16 protein-coding genes are annotated in these 20,139 nt (G+C 63.1%); 10 read left to right on the top strand and 6 right to left on the bottom strand.

Annotation, left to right across the window (positions count from 1 at the left end; all coding sequences use genetic code 11):
* Positions 1 to 37: 37 nt before the first annotated feature.
* Both HWX53_RS11295 and HWX53_RS11290 read right to left on the bottom strand, forming a co-directional pair.
* Positions 38 to 1,399 carry a hemolysin family protein gene (locus tag HWX53_RS11295; RefSeq protein ID WP_175940935.1) on the bottom strand — a complete coding sequence of 454 codons (1,362 nt, stop codon included), beginning with the start codon at positions 1,397 to 1,399 and terminating at the stop codon, positions 38 to 40.
* 61 nt (positions 1,400 to 1,460) lie between these two features.
* Complete coding sequence (locus HWX53_RS11290) at positions 1,461 to 2,579, bottom strand: HAMP domain-containing sensor histidine kinase (protein ID WP_175940934.1); 1,119 nt, start codon at positions 2,577 to 2,579, stop codon at positions 1,461 to 1,463.
* A gap of 632 nt (positions 2,580 to 3,211) precedes the next feature.
* On the opposite strand from HWX53_RS11290, the gene HWX53_RS11285 reads away from it, so the two are divergent.
* The 10 genes from HWX53_RS11285 (at position 3,212) to HWX53_RS11240 (ending at position 15,631) form a co-directional block, all read left to right on the top strand.
* Complete coding sequence (locus HWX53_RS11285; RefSeq protein WP_175940933.1) at positions 3,212 to 4,477, top strand: flippase; 1,266 nt, start codon at positions 3,212 to 3,214, stop codon at positions 4,475 to 4,477.
* Positions 4,478 to 4,741: 264 nt separating this feature from the next.
* The gene (locus tag HWX53_RS11280; RefSeq protein WP_159835836.1) at positions 4,742 to 4,921 is read left to right on the top strand and encodes a hypothetical protein; all 180 of its coding nucleotides are present in this window, start codon (positions 4,742 to 4,744) and stop codon (positions 4,919 to 4,921) included.
* 574 nt (positions 4,922 to 5,495) lie between these two features.
* Positions 5,496 to 6,647, top strand: coding sequence for a glycosyltransferase (locus tag HWX53_RS11275; protein WP_175940932.1), 1,152 nt, complete (start codon positions 5,496 to 5,498; stop codon positions 6,645 to 6,647).
* Positions 6,648 to 6,657: 10 nt separating this feature from the next.
* The gene (locus HWX53_RS11270) at positions 6,658 to 7,737 is read left to right on the top strand and encodes a glycosyltransferase family 1 protein (RefSeq protein ID WP_175940931.1); all 1,080 of its coding nucleotides are present in this window, start codon (positions 6,658 to 6,660) and stop codon (positions 7,735 to 7,737) included.
* A gap of 43 nt (positions 7,738 to 7,780) precedes the next feature.
* On the top strand, positions 7,781 to 8,971 hold the full coding sequence (locus HWX53_RS11265; protein ID WP_175940930.1) for a glycosyltransferase: 1,191 nt from the start codon (positions 7,781 to 7,783) through the stop codon (positions 8,969 to 8,971).
* A 23-nt stretch (positions 8,972 to 8,994) separates the two neighbouring features.
* A complete protein-coding gene (locus HWX53_RS11260) occupies positions 8,995 to 10,059 on the top strand; it encodes a glycosyl hydrolase (RefSeq protein WP_175940929.1) in 1,065 nt (354 codons plus the stop codon).
* 494 nt (positions 10,060 to 10,553) lie between these two features.
* Positions 10,554 to 12,830, top strand: coding sequence for a polysaccharide biosynthesis tyrosine autokinase (locus tag HWX53_RS11255; protein ID WP_244140075.1), 2,277 nt, complete (start codon positions 10,554 to 10,556; stop codon positions 12,828 to 12,830).
* A gap of 131 nt (positions 12,831 to 12,961) precedes the next feature.
* Positions 12,962 to 14,395, top strand: a complete 1,434-nt coding sequence (locus tag HWX53_RS11250) for a hypothetical protein (RefSeq protein ID WP_244140074.1) — start codon at positions 12,962 to 12,964, stop codon at positions 14,393 to 14,395.
* Between the two features lie 81 nt (positions 14,396 to 14,476).
* On the top strand, positions 14,477 to 14,818 hold the full coding sequence (locus HWX53_RS11245; RefSeq protein ID WP_040049973.1) for an FKBP-type peptidyl-prolyl cis-trans isomerase: 342 nt from the start codon (positions 14,477 to 14,479) through the stop codon (positions 14,816 to 14,818).
* 9 nt (positions 14,819 to 14,827) lie between these two features.
* A complete protein-coding gene (locus tag HWX53_RS11240; protein WP_175940927.1) occupies positions 14,828 to 15,631 on the top strand; it encodes an AraC family transcriptional regulator in 804 nt (267 codons plus the stop codon).
* A gap of 36 nt (positions 15,632 to 15,667) precedes the next feature.
* Here HWX53_RS11240 and purF read toward each other — a convergent pair whose 3' ends face one another.
* The 4 genes from purF to folC all read right to left on the bottom strand — a co-directional run bounded on the left by purF (position 15,668) and on the right by folC (position 20,081).
* Positions 15,668 to 17,215, bottom strand: coding sequence for an amidophosphoribosyltransferase (purF, locus tag HWX53_RS11235; RefSeq protein WP_175940926.1), 1,548 nt, complete (start codon positions 17,213 to 17,215; stop codon positions 15,668 to 15,670).
* Positions 17,216 to 17,348: 133 nt separating this feature from the next.
* Entirely contained in the window at positions 17,349 to 17,882 is a 534-nt protein-coding gene (locus tag HWX53_RS11230; protein WP_175942346.1) for a CvpA family protein, read from the bottom strand.
* 12 nt (positions 17,883 to 17,894) lie between these two features.
* Entirely contained in the window at positions 17,895 to 18,731 is an 837-nt protein-coding gene (locus HWX53_RS11225; protein ID WP_175940925.1) for an SPOR domain-containing protein, read from the bottom strand.
* Between the two features lie 39 nt (positions 18,732 to 18,770).
* On the bottom strand, positions 18,771 to 20,081 hold the full coding sequence (gene folC, locus HWX53_RS11220; protein ID WP_175940924.1) for a bifunctional tetrahydrofolate synthase/dihydrofolate synthase: 1,311 nt from the start codon (positions 20,079 to 20,081) through the stop codon (positions 18,771 to 18,773).
* Positions 20,082 to 20,139 lie beyond the last annotated feature (58 nt).

Below are 20,139 nucleotides of genomic sequence, written 5' to 3'. Positions count from 1 at the left end.
GTTGCGATGGCCGCGGGCGCCCGCTCGCGGCCATGCGTTATTCGGCCCCTTCGAGCGCCTCTTCGCGGGGATACACGCGAACGAGCACGATTCTCGGCCCGTTCATCTTCTTGACGACGATATCGAAGTGGTCGAAGCCCACGCGCTGCCCTTCCGATGGCAGATCGCCCAGCGCGTTGATGACGAGCCCGCCGACCGACTCCGCGCGGCCTTCGTCGATATCGATACCGAGCGCACGTTCCAGCGACACCACCGGCAACGAGCCCTTGCCCATCAGCGTGCCGTCGTCCATACGCGACCAGTCCGCGTCGCCCTGACGGAATTCATCGTGAATCTGGCCGACGAGCGCGCCGAGCAAATTGTCGAGCGTGATGAAGCCGATCGGCTTCGCGCCCTTTCTGCCGACGATGGCGAGATGCGGCGCGCCCTTGCGAAAGCGCCGGAAGAGTTCGAGCGCGGACAGATTCGGCGCGACGTACTGCACCGGCCGCGCATACCGCGAGAGCTTCTCCAGCTTGCTCGCGTCCTTCGTGATGCTGAAGCTGAACGTGCGGCTCGCGAGCCCGCGATCCAGCAGCAAGTCCTTCAGATGAACCATGCCGATCACGCGCTCACCGGAAGCGTCCGCATACAGCGGATAGCGGCTGAAGCGATGCCGCGAGATGATCGCGAGATTCTCGCGAGCGGGCAAGTCGTTGCGCAGGCCGACGAGTTCGTGCGCGGGCCGCATCAGATCGGAGACCGTCATGCGGCTGAAATCGAGCGAATGCGCGATGGTGTTCCACTCGTCCGCGTTATACGACGACGCGCCGCCATGACGCCGGCCGCGCAGGATCAGCTTGAGTTCGTCGGTCGAATACTGCGCGTCGTGGCCGTGCTCAGCGGACATGCCGAAAAGCCGCAGCACGAGATTCGCGCTGGTGTTCAGCACCCAGATGAACGGGTACATCAGCCAATAGAAACCGTAGAGCGGCGTGGCGAGCCACAAGCCCACTTGTTCCGCGCGGCGAATGGCCCACGACTTGGGCGCGAGCTCGCCGACGACGATATGCAGGAACGAAATGACGGAGAACGCGAAGAAGAGCGAGACGGACTCGATCACTTGCTCCGAATGCACGCCGACGAGCGCGAACAGCGGATGCAGCAACGCGGCGAATGCCGGTTCGCCGATCCAGCCGAGGCCGAGCGATGCCAGCGTGATGCCGAGCTGGCATGCGGAGAGATAGGCGTCGAGTTGCCCGTGCACTTTGGCGAGCAAGCGGCCGGGCAAGCCGTTGGTCCGCGCGATGGCCTTGACGCGCGTCGCCCTCAGTTTGACGAGGCCGAATTCCGCCGCAACGAAGAAGCCGTTGAGGGCGACCAACAACAATGCGCCGACGAGCGCGACAACCTGAGCCAAAGCAACTCTCTTCGAAAATGGAAAGCGTCAGTATATGGGCGACAGGTAATCGAAAGTCAACTTACATTCCTGCGACCGCGATACGCGCCGACAGCACGGCCTCCTGGCCGTCGACGATATTCGCGTGCTCGAAGCCGCCGCCGTGCGCCTCGGCAACGCGCTTGCAGAGCGCGAGCCCCCACGCAATGCGCCCGGCCTCGCGCGGCTCGAGCGCCTGCCTGCGCGCGAACGCTTCGAGCGCGTGCGGCGATGACGCATCGGTGAGCGCCTGCGCCGATGTCGTGAAGCGCACGTCCGTGCGCCACATGCCGCCCTCCATGACGCTCGACACCTGCACGCTCGCGTCGCGCGCGCTCGCTTCCGCGGCGAACGTGAGCATGAGCCAAAGCATTTGAGTGAGACGCTCGGCATCGCCTTCGACCTGCTCCTCGGCCAACGACGACTCCACCGCGAAGCTGATGCCACGCGAGCGCGCAATGCTCGCACGCGCGAGCGCGACGCTCTTGTCGAGCAGCGGACGCACGGCCACCGGCGCCAGCGAGAGCGCGACGGCACGCGTTTCGGCGCGCGTGGTATCGACGGATTGCTCGATCAGCTTGACCTGCTGCTCGACGCCCGAGCGAATGCCCGTCAGCGCGCGTTGCGCGGCGGGATCTTTCGCGTCGACCTTGCGTTCGAGCACGTAGCCCCAGCTGTGAATGGCGTTGAGCGGCCCGCGCAGGTCATGCGAGACGATGGACAGCACGTGATCGCGCATGAAGAGCGCGGCCTCCGCCCGAAGATGCGCGATGCGGCCGGGCGCCACTTCCTCCGACGCATCGGCCGATGGCGAGACCACGACCGTCACCGCCCCTGCCGATGGCAGCGCGAGAATGGTGAAGCTGCGCGAGGCGGCATCGTCATCGAACGTCACCCGCGCACGGCTTAAGCGGTGACCGGCGAGCGCGGCGTCCGCGGCTTCGCCGAGCGCGGCCGCGAGCGGCTTGGGCAGCGGCGTGTCGGCGAGCGCGCGGTTGGCAAGGGCCGCGGCATCCAGTTCGAAGAGATGGGCGAAGGTGGCGTCGGCCGAGATGCAGCGCAGGGCGGCATCGAGGACCAGAACGCCGTCGTTTCCTGCGACGACCGGATCGCCGGACTGGGCGCCTGTGCGTTCGACCGTACTTGAGAAAGACGTGGTCACGGTTGTTAGTCCTTGCATGTATCGATGTTGCAGTGAATGACGCTTTAGCCGATGCGTTCCGGTCGCCCATGAGCGCCCTGAGCGATGCAAGCCGTGTTGCCGATCATGTAGCCTTATCGTCAGCGCATTATAGGTGAGCGCCGAACGCGCATGCGGGGCGAAACAGCGCCACCGCTCGACCCCGGCTCGCGGCCGTCTTTCGCGATGGAGCAAACCGCGTGCGTGAGGACACGCCAGACTCTTCGTTCTCTACGCCGCGCATGCACACGCGCGCCAATTCGTTCGTGTGCCAACCCACTGAACAATTCTTTTTTTTCCTGTTAAATACCCATTACTTGTGTCCGCGTCATACTCGCGCCCCGTGGTGCGATACTGAGGCGACGCCGTCATGTCGTTGCATCGTTACCTCGCATGTTCCTTCGCTCACTCGCTGTCAGGCCAAGACGCGGGTGCTTCACCCTCTACGGCCTACGTCCTGCCGTTGCGATCCGCGCGTCCGACGAAACTATTCGTCCGATGCGTTGTCTGGCAATGGCTCGCCGACAGGGCGAACATGCACGAGGCACGTATGAGTCAGCATTTTTTGCGTCATCGAAATCAAGCGCAGCATTCAAGCCGGGAAAAATCGCTCAATGGCATCTTTTCGAAAGAACTTCACGATTCTGATGACGTTGCAGGTATCGACCTACCTCGCACCGCTTCTGACGCTGCCGTGGCTCGCACGCGTCCTGGGTCCGAGCGAGTATGGCCGGCTTTCGTTTGCGATGGCCTTCACGGCCTATTTCATCACCCTCACGAACTTCAGTTTCTCACTCACCGCCACACCCAAGATATCCATCAACCGCGATAACCGCGCGGTGCGGTCCCAGATCTTCTGGGAGACCATGTATGCGCAGATTGCGCTCTCGGTCGCTGGCTTTCTCGTGCTGCTCGTGTTGACGTTCGTCGTGCCGACGCTCGCGGAGAATCGCCAGTTGCTGCTCGTGGGCTTCGGCATGGCCATCGGCTCGATGCTCATTCCCACGTGGTACTTTCAGGGCGTCGAAGATCTCGGCGTGATCAGCGCGCTCGTGTTCGTGGGCCGCGCGCTCAGTATCCCCGCGATGTATCTGTTCGTGCGTCATCACGACGACGTGAACAACGCCATGCTCGTCAATACGCTCGTGCCGCTCGGCTCGGGTATCGCGATCTGCATTTACTTGTACTTCCGGCGCGATATCGACTTCGTTCACGTCTCGCTCAAGACCGTCATCGATCGCCTCAAAGACGGATGGAGCGTCTTCATGGCGACATCGCTCGTCGACATTTATGCGTCGAGCAATATCGTGCTGTTGACGTTCATCTCGGGCAACGTCGCGGGCGGTTACTTCGCCGCGGCGGACAAGCTGATTCGCGCGGCGCTCAACATGCTGAGGCCGCTCAAGACGGCGGCTTATCCGCGGGTGAGCTTCCTCATGCACCATGCACGCGAAGATGCCTTCGCGTTCCTGCGCAAGATGTTCGTGGTTCAAGGCACCATCGTTTCGCTCATCTCCGTAGGCATCTTCTTCGGCGCGCCGCTCGCCGTGAAGCTGCTGTACGGTCCGCAGTTCGGGCCGACCGTCGACGTGCTGCGCTGGATGGCCTTCGTGCCGCTGATGTCGGGACTGACCGACCTCTTCGGCGTTCAGACCATGCTTCCGCTCGGCATGAAGTCGCATTTCAGCCGCGTGTTGATCGGCTCCGCGATCCTGAACTTCAGCCTGCTCGCGGTACTGGCGGTGCTCTTCGGAGAACAGGGCGCGGCGGCCACCGTCCTTATCGTCGAGACGGCCATTGCGGCCGCCATGGCCTTCACGCTGCACCTCGAAGGCGTGCCCTTGCTCAAGCGCCCCATGACGCCCGGCGGGGCGGGTTGAGACCTGGCCCGTTTCCTGCATCTTCACGTGGGCTGTCTAGCCTGACAGCCCCGGTTTTTCTTCGCACCCCGACCTTGCCTGCTTTTGTCCTGCTATAGAACTTTCACGGACGACATGCCAAACCTGCACGTCGCCCTGTGAAGCTTTTGTGTCTTGCTTGGCCGCTACTCCGAAAGTTGCACCGGTGTATGTGGGCGAGCGCACGGACGGATGACATTTGGGGGCTTAAGGTACTAGGTATCAATCCTTATTGTGAGCCGTGGCATGAAACAAGACGACCTATCGTTCGAACGCGTGCAGAGGCTGGTTGAGCGCGCTGAAAATCTGCGCATGCAATCCGCTGCGGTGCCGGTCAAGGATCTTCGAATCCTGCTGGACGTATGCGAAATAGCGTTTGCACAACGGACCATGTCCGACATCAAGACAGAACCCGAAGTCAATTGACTTCGCCATCATCAGTAAAGCCCGCGTGAGTCGGCCGGCACGGGAATGCGCAACATGCCCCGGCGTGTCAGCATGCGCGTTCTCAGCCGGCCGGTCTCGACTGATTGCATGACAAATGGGCTTTACGTTCCGTACGGATTTTTCAAGCAGACTCGAAAATCATCGGTTGCGCGGCGATTCGTTCGCGCAAACGGGCCTGCGTTATCTGTCACGAAAGAATGAGTTGGAGCTTCACTGGAGTCGCCCGCCCGGACAAACGGGCGAATCCTGACGGGGAAGGCGCATCTCGCGGATGTCCGGGGATTCATGGAAGACAGAACGATGCCTTGCGATGGCAGCGGCGTGCGTAGGGGTGCATCCCGACCGAGTGGTCGAAACCACACTCGGTTAGCGATGCTGCGCGCCTAGTTCTGTTTTTTGTGTTTTCCTTTGAACGTGAATGCGCCCTTGCCGTCAGAGCATGCTGCACATGGCGATATGTGGGTCACCGACCATTGATAACGACAAGACCGCTGTTCTTCTCCATTGCGATTGCCGCGGGGCGCACGGTAATACGCTATTCGAAGAGTCAAACATGAAAGAGATCGTCCATATAACAGAAGCGTTCGGAGGCGGGGTTCTCTCGATGCTCACCCAGCTATCCAACCGCGCAGCAGCCGCAGGAGTCGGCGTAACGATCCTTCATTCCATCAGGCAGGAAACCCCGGACAACTTCGAGAAGCTGTTCCACCCCGCAGTCAGACTCAGGCACGTCAACATGTGCCGCGAAGTACATCCGAAAAACGATTGCGTCGGCGTTCGCGATCTGTCGCGCGCGCTGCGCGAATGCGATCCGTCGGTCGTGCATCTGCATTCCTCGAAGGCCGGCGTGCTGGGCCGCGTCGCCGCTCGCATCGCCGCGCCGCAAGCGCGCGTCTTCTATTCGCCGCATGGCCTCTCGTTCCTGCGTCGCGATGTATCGCCTGCCAAGCAGTTCGCGTATCTCACCTTCGAGCGCATCGCGGCGCGCATGGGCGGCACCATCGTCGCGTGTTCGATGAGCGAACTGCGCGAGATCGAAACGAAGGTCAGGCCGCCCGACGCGCGCATGATCGAGAACGGCGTGAACATTGCCGAGATTCCGCCTCGCATCCAGAAGACGAGCGGCGAGCTCGTCATCGGCATGAGCGGCCGCGCCTCGTACCAGAAGAATCACGAGGCATTCGTGAAGCTCGCAACCGATCTGCACGCGCCATCGGTCAGGTTTCTATGGATCGGCGGCAATGTCGAAGAACTGCCGGGCCAGTCGAAGCGCGCGGTCGAATGCAGCGGCTGGGTGACGCGCGAGCGCGCGCTCGAACTGACATCGGAACTGGACATCTACGTGCAGACGTCGCGCTGGGAAGGCATGCCTATCGCGCTGATCGAAGCGCAGGTGGCGGGCATTCCGGCAGTCGTCACCGACGTGGTGGGAAACCGCGACGTGGTTCAGCACGGCGTGACCGGCTTCGTCGCGAAGAGCGAGGAAGAGATGGCAGGCTACATCGCACGTCTGCGCGACGACGCGCCGTTGCGCGAACGCATGGGCGCCGAAGCGCGCGCGTCGGCTTGCAAGCGCTTTTCGATGGACGCGATCTTCCGGCAGTGGCTTTCGATGTACGAGTTCGGCTCGGACCGTCATTCGCGCGAACCGCTCGGCACGAATGAAGTGGCATCGTATGAGACGAGCTCCGATTCACAGTTCTGACGCGTAAGACATGGATACCTCCTTCGCCCCAAACAAGCTTGTCTACAACGGCCGCTTCACGAGCCAGAAAACCACCGGCGTGCAGCGCGTCGCGCGCGAACTCGTCGCCGCGTTGATGAAGTTGCCCGAAGGCTCGCACGTGACGCTCGCCGTGCCGCCGCAACCGGGCCTCGTGCCGGTGGATGGCGTGCCGACCGTCGAACTCGGATTCGGCAAGGGCGTGTTCTGGGAGCAGATCGTGCTGCCGCTTTTCGCGGGACGCTCGCGCATCGTCAATCTCAGCAACTCGGGCTCGATCTTCCGGCCGAACCAGATCATCTACATGCACGATGCAGCGGTGTTCGACACGCCCGCGCATTTCTCGTGGAAATTCCGCATGTGGTACCGCGTGATGTTCTGGATTCTCGCGCGTACTTCGAGCTGTGTGATGACGAACTCCGAGTTCTCGCGTGATCGGCTCGCGCATCACGTCGGCGTGGATCCGCGGCGTATCGGCGTCGTGCCGCTCGCGGCGGACCATCTGGATCACATCGTGCCGGATACGTCGGTCATCGGCGACCTGAAGCTCACGCCGAACCGCTATGTGCTGGCCGTGAGCAGCATGAATCCGACGAAGAACTTCAAGCGTCTGGTCGAAGCGTTCATGCGCCTGAACGATCCGTCCATCGATCTCGTCATCGTCGGCATGAAGAATGCGACGATCTTCGGCAAGGCGCAGGATCTGTCGAGCGCACCGAACATCAAGCAGGCGGGCTACGTGAGCGACGAAAAGCTCAAGGCGCTGTATCAGCATGCGGCCTGCTTTCTTTACCCTTCGATTTATGAAGGCTTCGGCATTCCACCACTGGAAGCGATGCGTAATGGATGCCCCACGCTCGTCGGACGCGCGGCCGCGCTGCCGGAAACGTGCGGCGATGCGTCCATTTACTGCGATCCCTTCTCGGTCGAAGACATTGCCGCGAAGCTGCGCGAACTGCTGGACTCGCCGCAACTGAGCGAAGAGCTCAGACGCCGGGGACTCGCGCATGCGGAGCGGTACCGCTGGACCGAGAGCGCGCGAATGCTGATGCAGTTCATAAACAGACGATAAGCAGACGATGAAGCGCGCCCACGCGTGCGACAGGGGAAATACAGTGAACGTTGGAATCTATTGCGATTCGGGCATCAACGGCGGGCACGAGGAGATGCTCAAGCGTTTCATGCTCGCGCTTATTTCGAGCGGAAGCGTCGACACGCTCCACATTCTCGTGCCGCGAACGAACGCAGCCCTTTACCGCTATGTCAGCGATCTGAGCCGCCAGCATGCGAAGGTGCGCACCATCGGGCTCGCTTACACGGCGGAGTCCATTAGAGGCGACCTCTTCGCGCTCTTGCGCGCCATTCGCTCGACGGCCGCGACGCTGCGCACGCTCAACCTTTCGAAACTGCTGATCGCGCAGGGCACGATTGCATCCGGCCTCGCGGGCCTTTTAGGAGCACGTTATGCACGCGTGCCGACCCTGAGCTATCTGCCGCTCGTCGATGAAGCGCCCGAACACGCCGGCGTCACCGACAAGATGAAGTGGCTCGTGAAACGCGTGCTGTACCGCATGCCGGATGAATTCGTCACGCTTAACGAACATCTGCGCGGGCAGTTGCGCGCGCTCGCGCCTCAGGCGCGCACGATGATCCTCGAAAACTACGTCGACGACCGCTTCAGCCGTTCCATGCTGACGAAGCCCGCGGCGCGCGCAGCGCTGGGATTGCCGGACGATGGCACGACGATCATCGCGCATATCGGCCGCATCAACTTCAAGCAGAAGCGCCAGGACTTTCTGATGGAAGCCATCGAGCGGCATGCCGACGCATTCAAGCGCACGGTCGTGCTGATCGTGGGCGAAGGACCGGATGCAGCGCGGCTTGCCGAGATGGTCGACGCGAGCCCGGTCTTGTCCGCATGCGTGCGCATCGTCGGTCCGAAGCACGACGTGCTGCCGTATATCGTCGCGAGCGATACGCTCGTGTTGCCGTCGGCCTTCGAAGGCGTGCCGCTCGTGATGATCGAAGCGGTGCTGGCCGAGCGGCCCATCGTCGTGTCGCGTATCTCGGGCCTCGATTCGTACTTGCCGAATGCGCTGCTCTTCCGGCCTGGCGATCACGACGCGTTCGTCGAGCGCATCTTTGCCGCGCGCGACGTGCCGATGACCGCGCTTGCCAACAGCTTCCGCCGCCGCTTCTCGCGCGAAGCGTTCGATGCGCAAGCGCAAAACGTCATGCTGCCCGCCATGCCGTGCCGCGGCGCGTTCGATCCAGCATCGCCGCAACACTCCGATGTTCCGGGCTGATCGGGCTTTCTCGTGAGGGATGAATGTTGAAGCGAAGGCTGTGGGTCGCAATCTCGTTGGTCGGCGTGCTGCTGTGCGGCTCGGCCGTGGTGCAGGCGCGAACTAGCGCGGTGCATTCCGCACCGTCCGGTGCGCCGAAGATGCAATGCGGTGATCGCACGAAGGGCGTGTTCTACGGCGTCGTCGGGCATCTCGAACATCGCGGCGCTTATCGCACGACCGACTTCGGCCTGCAGATTTCGCAACTGCGCGATCTCGGCGTCACCATGTACGCGCAGGACGTGTCGAGTGAAGACAGCGCGCATCTCGTCGCGGATTTCGCGCGTCAGGCCGCGAAATCCTGCATCGGCGTGCTCGCGCTCGTGACGCCGTTCGAGCCGCAAAAGCGCGCGAACGAGCAGGAGACCTTCGAGCGCGGCTATGCCCTCGGCAAGACGGCGGGGCGCGTGTTGAAGGGTCTCGTCACTTACTATCAGGTCGGCAACGAGTACGACAACTGGACCATTCTCGGCTCGGATCGCAGCGGCGAGCATCCGTCGGATTACGACAACGCGAGATTCATGAAAGCGCGTGGCTCGATACTCGGCCTCATCAAAGGCATACGCGAAGCGAACCCGGACGCGAAGATTCTGCTCACGTCATTCGGATGGCTGCATTACGGCTTCACGGACATGCTCTTCGCGGGCACGCAACCGGACGGCACGAAAGGTCACCCCATTCCTCAATGGGACATCACCGCGTGGCACTGGTATTCGAACATGGGTTCGATCACGGCGGCCGGCCCGAAAAAGGTCAATGTGCTCGAACGTCTGCGTGATAGCTACGGCAAGCCCATCTGGATCACGGAATTCGGCGTGCGCCCGGACCATGCGGACCCGGGCGGTTATCTGACCGGCAAGGACGCGCTCGCGGGCTTTGTGAAGGCGGCTAAAACGTACGACATTCAAAACGTCACGCTCTACGAACTCTACGACGACGAACGCTTCGGCGGCGACGGAAATTATGGCGTGATTCACGACGACGGGCAGACGCGCAAGCCGCGCTTCGACGTCGTGCGCGACTTCATCAAAGCGAATCCGATGCCGTAACGGAAAAAAAGTTAGGTATGAAGAATGGCGTTCGAGCCAAATCAGTAAGTATCGCCCGAAACGCCGCTCATGCAAGTGCGGTACGCGCCATTACGCTCCATATTTCGTTCGCTACTTAACAGACGTAAGCACTTCAAGGCTGGAAGATTAGCCTGACGCTACATATTTTTTGGGCGTATGGTGTCGATTCGCACACACGCGTGGGGCGAACACCCTGCCGTTGCAGATCGATAGAGCGCCTCGACGATTCGCGCTCTCCTCGTTCGAGCGCAACTCGACGAGCCGTACCGCCTGAAGCCTTTGACACTCCCGGCCACGCCGGACAAACAACACGAACGACGTAACGCGGCCAACCGCGCGGGCTTTGCGTTCCTGTCAGGCCCGGAAAACCACGCTCAACATTCGAACAGAGGATGCCGCCTTTGAACACGCTATACGTCAACTCTGGATCTTCGCGTCCTGGCAAGGACGACAATGAATTCACTGCGGGCGACATGATCAAGCTGCTGCGCGATCACATCGGCATGTTGCTGGTGTTCATCGCCGCGGCCGCCGCGCTCGCGTCCGCTTACGCTTTTCTCGCGAAGCCGATCTATTCGGCCGACGTCGTCGTGCGCGTCGATCCTCCGGATCCGAACGCGCTCGGCATCGCGCCGCAGAACCAGATGCAGGCGCAGCAGCCGCAAATGTCGGCCACTCAGCTCGCGCCGGCAGAAATTTCGGTGATGAAGAGCCGCTCGGTGCTGGAGCCGGTCGTCAATCAGTTCCACTTCGATATCAAGGTCAAGCCGCATGCCATGCCGGTGCTCGGCTGGATCGCGAGCATGTTCGCCGAGCGCGGCCATCTCGCGCCCGCATGGTTCGGCATGAAGTCATACGCGTGGGGCGGCGAAGATCTGCGCATCTCGCGTCTGGACGTGCCGCCGTCGCTGGAAGACGCCAAGCTCGACTTCACGCTGCTCGACAACAATCAGTATCAGCTCGAAGATCCGGACGGCAACGTGATCCTGCGCGGCACGATCGGCCGTCCCGCTTCGGCGCACGGCGTGTCGATGCTCGTGGACGGCGCGGTCGGTCATCCGGGCGTGCACTTCACGGTCACGCGCTACAACACGCTCGATGCCATCGACCTGCTGCTGAAGTCGATCAAGGTGGCCGAGTCCACGAAGGACACGGGCATCGTCGAGATCTCGTATAACGGCGACGATCCCGATCAAACCGCCGAAGTCGCGAACGCGCTGGGTCAGGCCTATCTCGCCGCCGCCGTCGCGAGCCGTCAGGCCAACGATACGAAGACGCTCGAATTCATCCGCTCGGAACTGCCGCGCCTCGAACGCGACCTGAAGGACGCAGAAGGCCGCCTGAGCGCATTCCGCGCGAAGTCGCAGTCGGTGCAGCCGATCAATGAAGCGCAAGCGTATCTGCAAGGCAGCATCACTTCGATGCAGCAACTCGCGATGCTGCAACTGCAGCGCACGCAAGCGTTGCAGCGCTTCACGCCGGACAGCCCGCAGGTCCGCAACCTCGACCAGCAGATCTCGCAATACGAGCAGACCAACAAGCAGATTCAATCGCGCTTCGACAGCATGCCTGCTTCCGAACGCGAAAGCGCCGAACTCACGCGTGATGCGCGCGTCGCGGAAACCGTCTACCTCGGCATGATGAACAAGGCCGAAGAGCTGTCGATTCGTCGCGCCAGCACGAGCGGCGGCGCGCATATCGTCGATAGCGCGCTGCGTCCGCATCGTCCGGTGAAGCCGAATAAGCCGCTCGTGATCGTCGCGGGCACGGCGCTCGGCTTCTTCGTCGGCACGTTCTTCATCTTCCTGCGCCGCCACGCGATGATCGGCGTCACCGATCCGATGTTCGTCGAACGTCGCCTCTCGGTGCCGGTGCTCGGCGAGGTGCTCTTCAGCCGTCAGCAGCAATTGCTCGATCACGAGATCTCGGTGTCGCCTGTGGGTCACGCGCTTGGGTCTTCGAGCATGCAGACGGGCAGCGCGCCGAAGGCATTGCCGCACATCAAGCGCGAAGCGCACGACGACATCACCATGCCGAATCTCGGCGATACCGACCGCGACGCCTTCGTGCTCGCGACGCGTTATCCGCATGATCCGGCCGTCGAAGCGCTGCGTGCGGTGCGCACCGAGTTGTATCGCGACCTCGTGAATGCGCCGAACAACATCGTCATGCTGACCGGTCCGATTCCGTCGGCAGGCAAGAGCTTCGTCGCAGCGAACCTGTCCGTGCTGCTCGCGGAGATCGGCCTGCGCGTGCTCCTGATCGACGGCGACTTGCGCCGCGGCCATATCGCGTCGTTCTTCAAGCAGTCGAATCCGGGCGGTCTGTCCGAAGTGCTGAAGGGTCAAGTGGGCACGGCCGAGGCGATTCGTCAGGTCGGCGTGCCTGGGCTCTCGTTCATGTCGTGCGGCAGCTACCCGGAGAATCCGTCGGAACTGCTGATGATGCCGGGCTTCCGCGACATGCTCGCGCGCTTGAGCGATCAGTACGATCTCGTGCTCATCGATACCCCGCCCTTCCTCGCCGTCACGGACGCGGCCATCGTCGCAAGCGATGCGGGCTCGACGGTTCTGGTTCTGCGCTCCGGCATCCAGAGCGAAGAGGAAATCGAAGAGACCGTCAAGAAGGTGCAGCGCGCAGGCGGACGTCTCGTCGGCTCGGTGTTCAACGCCATCCCGAAGCGCCGCAGCAACCGCCGCACGTATGGTTACGCGGCGGCCTACACGAGCAGCTTCAAGTCGGCGAACTGATGGACGTCTCGAAGCAAGGCAACATTGCTTGAGCGAAACGCCGCGTGCCCGTCACGCGGCGTTGCGTTTCAGGGGCATGGCCTTCTCACGCAACGGCAAGCAAAACAAAAGACGCAGCCACACTCTCTACGATGAAAGACAAAGCAACGCTGCTCGACAAGTACTACCGCATCTGGGCCTTTGCGATGCCGGTGACGTCGTTCCTCGTGATCCCGTCGATTCAGGGCACGACGATCGGCTATCTCATGTGCTTCCTTTCCGTGCCGCTCGTGCTTCTATTCGGTGGCCGTTCGCGCAAGAACTGGATGCACTTCGTGGGCGCGGCCATCTTCGTCTGGCTGCTGATGGTCTGCACGACGCAACTCGCGGACGTGATGGCGCCGTTCGATCCGGACTTCAGCAAGATTGCGCTCGTCGACGACAAGGACCCGCTCACGTTCATCCTGCGCAAGAGCATGTTCACGCAGTCCATCTACGTGGCGGCCGTGGTGCTGTACGCGGCGTACGTGTACTACTACTACCGGCCGACGTGGGACCAGTGGATTTTCGCGGCGGTGACGCTCTTCGCCATCTACGGTATCTATGAAGTGGTGTTCTACGTGCTGACGGGCTCGCCCGGCGACTTCATCTCGAACCGCGCGTTCGGCGACCAGTTCGGCCGCGGCATCGTGCGTTCGGACGGCACCGTGAACGGCAGCTCGTTTCAGGTCGTGAGCGCGGGCGGCATGTCGATACAGCGTCTCAAGGCGCTGACCGGCGAGCCGTCGATGTACGCCATGTCCATCTTTCCGTTCTGGATCTACTTCAACGCGACGGCCCGCCTGCGCTGGCCGGTGTGGATCATCGGGATTTCGCTTGTCATGAGTACGTCTTCGACCGTGCTGATCGGCTATGCGGTCTTCGCGCTCATTCGCATGCGCAAGCTCGGCATCAATCCGATAAAGGCGCTCATCGGCCTCTTCCTGCTCGCGGTAGTCGCGTTCGTGTTGCAGGACTATATCGCCGACCTGTTCCAGCAGATGGTGATGGACAAGCTCGAAGGAAAGAACGAGTCCGGCTCCGACCGCGCCATGCTGTTCTTCGAGTCGTTGCGCTTGTGGGTGCATGCTTCCCCGCTGAACCAGCTATTCGGCATCGGCTTCGGCTATATCCGCTCCACCGACCTGTTCTCGACGCTGCTCGTCAACACGGGCGTGGTCGGTCTCGTGGGCGTCAGCGTGCTGATGCTCTACCCCGCCTTCAAGCTCGACTGGGACGCGCGCGGCATGGCGCTGCGGCAGTGCTGCGTGGCGACGTGGACCATGATGATGGTGTCGGTGCCCGAGTTCGCCTACCTCGCGCCGTGGACGTTCATCGCGATGGCGTACGTGCGCGTGCGGGCGCTGAAGCTCGCGAGGAGCGACACGCGCGACCGCGTTCTGGGCAACGCGATGGAGCCTTCGTACATCAGCCCGGATTTCGGCGTGAGCGTGAGTCCGAACGCCGGCGCGCGGCTCGGCTCGCCGATGACCGCGAAACGGCCGCGCATCGGCAGCCGCATGAATCCGCGCGGCCGTCACTCCTGATCGCCATGACTCGCTTCGTTGCTACGCTCTACAATGGTGGTTTCGACCATCGGCGTAGAGCCGTGCAACCAGGAGCAAACAATGTCGACAGTCACGACCGATTCCGGTCTCAAGTATGAAGACGTCACCGTCGGCGAAGGCGCCGAAGCCGTCGCGGGCAAGACCGTCAGCGTGCACTACACCGGCTGGCTGACCGACGGCCAGAAGTTCGACTCCAGCAAGGACCGCAACGATCCTTTCGCCTTCGTGCTCGGCGGGGGCATGGTCATCAAGGGCTGGGATGAAGGCGTGCAGGGCATGAAGGTCGGCGGCGTGCGCCGTCTTACCATCCCGCCGCAACTCGGTTACGGCGCGCGCGGCGCGGGCGGCGTGATTCCGCCCAACGCCACGCTCGTCTTCGAAGTGGAACTGCTCGACGTCTGAGCTCGCGGCATGAACGCGCCGGTCCCCCGCCCTACCGTTTCGCTGCGCCGCTATGAAGCGGTGCAGGCGTCGGACGAGCACGACTTCCATCAGATCGTGCTCGGTTTCGATGGCGCAATGGGCATGGCGGTGGATGGCGGCGAATCGCTCATCGACCGTCATCGCGCGTGGATCATTCCTGCCGGCGCGCGTCACGAGTACTGGGCCGAAGGCGTCAATCGCCAGCTCGTGCTCGATCTTCCCGCTTCATCGGTCGCGGTGCCCGCACGTTTCTTCGAGCGCGCGCGTACCGTCGATCTCGATTCCTCTCTCACGCAACTCGTCGCGAGCGTCGCGCTACGGCTCGATCGCGACGGTAGCGCCCTGCCCTCGCGCATGGCCTGGCAAACAGCTACGCATCTGTGCGGCGCGTTGATGGCCGATGCAAGCGCGTCGCTCAATGCCGAATCGCGCGGCCTCGACTTCGCGCGCATCGACCGATGGCTGCGTGCGCATCTGTGCGAGCCGCTGCGCATCGCGGATCTCGCCGCGCATTGCGGCTTCGGCATGCGGCGCTTTCACCAGTTGTTCAGCGAAGCGTTCGGCGAGACGCCGCATCGCTATCTGCATCGCTTGCGCCTGGATACGGCGCTGACGCTGCTCGCGGACCCGCGCGCCTCGCTCACGCATGTCGCGCTCGAAGTCGGCTTCGCGGATCAAAGCGCATTCACGCACGCGTTCTCGAAGCGCTTCGGCATCGCGCCGGGACAATGGCGCAGCAGCGCGTTCAAGACGCCGCGCGGGCAACAGACGCAAAAAAGCCCGCTCGTCTGATCGACGGAGCGGGCTTCTCGAAGCCACGACGAACGCTTATTCCACCGACAGTTGTAGATGCAGTTGCGAACGCGCGGGACCGCCTTCGAGCGCCTCGCCCGCGATGTCGCGGTCCGTCTGCTCTTGCGGCGCGAGACGCGCGGTTTCGATGCGATCCAGATAATCGGTCGTGACGTCGCCGGTAATGTAGTTGCCGTCGAAGCAGGACGCCTCGAAATCCTTCAGCGCCGGATTAATGTCGCGCACCGCGTTCTTCAGGTCTTCGACGTCCTGATACACCAGATAGTCCGCGCCGATCATGCGCGCTACCTCTTCGTCGCTGCGGCCATGCGCGACGAGTTCGCCACGCGTCGGCATGTCGATGCCGTACACGTTCGGGAACTTCACCGGCGGCGCGGCGGACGCGAAAATCACCTTGTTCGCGCCGGCATCGCGGGCCATCTGCACGATTTCATGCGATGTCGTGCCGCGCACGATCGAATCGTCGACGATCAGCACGTTCTTGCCCTTGAACTCGATGCCCATCGCGTTCAGCTTCTGGCGCACCGACTTCTTGCGCACCGCCTGGCCCGGCATGATGAACGTGCGGCCCACGTAGCGGTTCTTGAAGAAGCCCTCGCGATATTCGACGCCGAGCTTCGCGGCCACCTGCATCGCGGCGGGGCGCGACGAATCGGGAATCGGCATCACGACGTCGATCGGCACGTCCGGCAGCACGCGTTTAATCTTCTCGGCGAGATAGTCGCCCATGCGCAGACGCGCGTTGTAGACCGGCACGCCGTCGAGGCACGAATCCGGACGCGCCAGATACACGAGTTCGAAAATGCAGGGATTGAGCACCGGCTTTTCGGCGCATTGGTGACTGTGCAGATTGCCGTCTGCGTCGATAAAGATCGCTTCGCCCGGCTCGATGTCGCGCACGAATTCGAAGCCGATACCTTCGATCGCCACCGATTCCGACGCCACCATCCACTCGACGCCCGTCGACGTTTCCAGCTTGCCGAGCACGAGCGGGCGAATGCCGAACGGATCGCGGAACGCCACGAGCCCGTAGCCCGCGATCAGCGAGACGATTGCGTACGACCCCTTCACCCGGCGATGCACGCCCGCGACGGCCTTCCACAGCGCGGCTTCGTCGAGTTCGAGGCCGGAGCTCGCCAGTTGCAGTTCGTGCGCGAAGACGTTCAGCAGCACTTCGGTATCGGACGCGGTGTTGATGTGCCGGCGGTCGATCCGGAACATTTCGTCCTTCAGCTGCATCCAGTTCGTCAGGTTGCCGTTGTGCGCGAGGATGATGCCGAACGGCGCGTTGACGTAGAACGGCTGCGCTTCTTCCTCGTTCGACGCCGAACCGGCCGTCGGATAGCGCACTTGCCCGATACCGACGTTACCCGGCAGGCTGCGCATGTTGCGCGTGCGGAACACGTCGCGCACCATGCCGTTGGCTTTGTGCATGTGGAAGTTGTTGCCGTTCGCTGTCGCGATTCCCGCCGCATCCTGCCCGCGATGCTGCAAGAGCAGCAGGCTGTCATAGATGAGCTGATTGACGGGGCTTTGGGAAACTACACCTACGATGCCGCACATGGCATGGTCCTTCAAAGAGTCGAAACGGTAGAGAGGCGTGCCGGCGTCGCGTCACGTCGAACCAGCCGCGCGAGCGGGCGCGTTCGGCGGCGCAACTGGCCGTCGCGCGTTCCTCGTGTAGCCTGCCGTTCGTCTATTGTGCGGCGCTTGGCGCCGTGTCGCCTGATTGCGGCGCGACGTGCACATACGCGGCGAGCGTATCGGGGAGAAGCGGTCTCAATTCGCGCACGCCTTGCTCGGCCATGGGCCGCAGCAGCGCGTGACGCCAAAAATCCTTCTGCGGCAATTCGGTCAGACCTGCGAGCGCGACCAGAATCACCACCAATATAGCGCCTCGGACGAGGCCAAACAGCAGGCCCAGCGAGCGATCCACGCCGCGCAGACCCGTCACTTCCGTGATGCGCGTGAGCAGCGCCGACAGCACGCTCGACAACAACAGTACCGCGCCGACCACCAGCAGGAACGCGACGAGCCACTGTGTCAGCGCGCCGCCCGGCCAGTATGCCGGGATGTACGGCACCACCACGCTCACGAACCGGCCCGCGATCAAAATGGCGGCGACCCAGCCGACCAGCCCGAAGGCTTCGGCGAGCAACCCGCGCCACATGCCGCGCAAGGCGGACAGGCCGATCACGGCCATCACGGCGTAGTCGAAGCTCGTGAACATCGACATCGACGCTTAGTTCGACGCCGACCGCTTGCCGCCGGCCAGGCCCGCCTGCCGCACCTTGACGAGCGCGGCGGACGCCGACGCGCGATCCGGGAACGGTCCTGCGCGCAACAACGCGCGGGACGAGCCATCCGACTGCTGACGATGTTCGAGATATGCGGGCACGCCCGCGGCTTTCAACTTGTTGACCCAGTTTTGCGCTGCCGTGTCGTCGTCGAACGTGCCGATCTGAAGCACGAAGCGGCTGCCGGCCGGCGACGACGGCGTGTTTGCCGCGCCCGATGCCGGGCTTGCGGTGGCGTCCTTTTCCGCGGCCGCTTGGGCCTGCGGCTTCGCGGCTTCCTTGGCAACGGGTGCCGGCTTGCTGTCAACCTTCGCTTCCGGCTTCGCCTGCGCAGCGGCAGCAGGCACCGAAGCCGACGGTTGCGGCTGCGTCACGCCTGCGGCCACGTTGGCCGTGTCAGTTGCCGCAGCAGGCGACTCATGCGCGACGCCTGCCTGCGTGTCCGCGTCGTTCGCCTCGCGGGACTGCTTCGCGGCGGGCGCGGCGCGGTTTGGAATATCGATGGAAATGTCGTCGGCGACGGGTTTCGGGCGCGAATCCAGCACCATCGGCAAAACAATGACCGCCGCCAGCACCAGCGCGATGGCTCCGACGAGCCTGCGGCGCGCGCGCTGCTTCTCGGGAAGCGTGGGGTCGAGCATCATCGCGTCGGCATCGGGACGGTCGGTGCGGCGCGTGCGGCGCTCCGTGCGCACGGTATGACGCGAGCCGCGCGGGGAATCGGAGTATGCGTCGCTCGCGGCGCGGGCGTCGTCTTTCTTGCCGAACGAGAAAAGTCCCATGTATGGCTTGGTGCGAGAAGCTTCAGACGGCCTGCCGTCTCAGTGATGCTGCGATTTGCGGTAGGCCATGACGCCAGCCACCGTATAGAAACTGCCGAAAACCACGATTCTATCATTTTCGGACGCGCGACTTAACGCGTCTCGAAATGCATCGGCCGGGGTCTCGAATCGGAGAACGCTGCTGTCGGGGCCGTCGTTGACACCGGCATCGCGCAGGACAGCTTCCAGGCGGTCGGCGGTGGCCGCACGCGGCGTCGGCAGCGCGGTCACGTTCCAGTGATCGATCTCGCCCGCGAGCTGCTTCACGATGCCCTCGATGTCCTTGTCGCCCATCGCGCCGAAAACCGCGTAGGTGTACGGGAAATAGCCCATGTTGCCGAGGTTTTGCGCGAGCACGGCGGCGGCGTGCGGATTGTGCGCCACGTCGAGAATGATCTGCGGCTTGCCCGGCAGCACCTGAAAGCGCCCCGGCAATTCCACGTTCGCGAGCCCGAGACGAATATCCTGCGCGGACACCGGCAGGCGGTCGCGCAGCGCCTCCAGCGCGGCGAGCGCCGCCGACGTATTGATGAGCTGATTCGCCCCGCGCAGCGCCGGATACGCGAGCGCCGCGCGCCGCTGCGTGCGGCCGATGTAGCTCCACTGCTGGCGTTCGTTGCCCGGCTGCGCTTCGTAGCGGAAGTCGCGGCCGACGAGCCACAAATCCGCGCCCACAGCGGCAGCATGGTCGATCAGCGTCTGCGGCGGCGAAGGATCGCCGCACACGGCAGGCTTTTCCGGACGGAAGATGCCCGCCTTCTCGAAGCCGATCTTCTCGCGCGTGTCGCCGAGATAGTCCGCATGATCGATGTCGATGCTCGTCACCACGGCGCAGTCCGTATCGACGATATTCACCGCGTCCAGCCGCCCGCCGAGCCCCACTTCGAGGATGACGACATCCAGCCCGCGCGACGCGAACAGATGCAGGATGGCGAGCGTCGTAAATTCGAAATACGTCAGCGAAACGGGATCCGGCAAACTGACGCGCGCCTTCTCGACGGCTTCGAAGTGTTCCAGCAAGTCACCGTCCGTGGCTTCCACGCCATCGATGCGCGCGCGTTCATTGAACGACAGCAGATGCGGCGACGTATGGCAGCCCACGCGATAGCCCGCGCGCAGCAGAATGCTTTCGAGGATCGCGCACGTCGAGCCCTTGCCGTTCGTGCCGCCGACGGTGATCACCGGGCAGTCGAAGCGCAGGCCGAGCGCCTCCTTGACGCGCCCGATGCGCGCGAGGCCCATGTCGATGCCGACCGGATGCGCCGCTTCCAGATGGGCGAGCCACGCGTCGAGAGTGGGAAATGTGGTCATGTTCGGTAGTCGGAAAAGCAAAAACGCCGCGCGGAACCTCGCGGTTCACGCGCGGCGC

It is taken from the genome of Caballeronia sp. BCC1704 (genome assembly GCF_902833455.1).
Taxonomy (GTDB): domain Bacteria; phylum Pseudomonadota; class Gammaproteobacteria; order Burkholderiales; family Burkholderiaceae; genus Caballeronia.
This window is presented reverse-complemented; position numbering and strand designations above follow the sequence as displayed.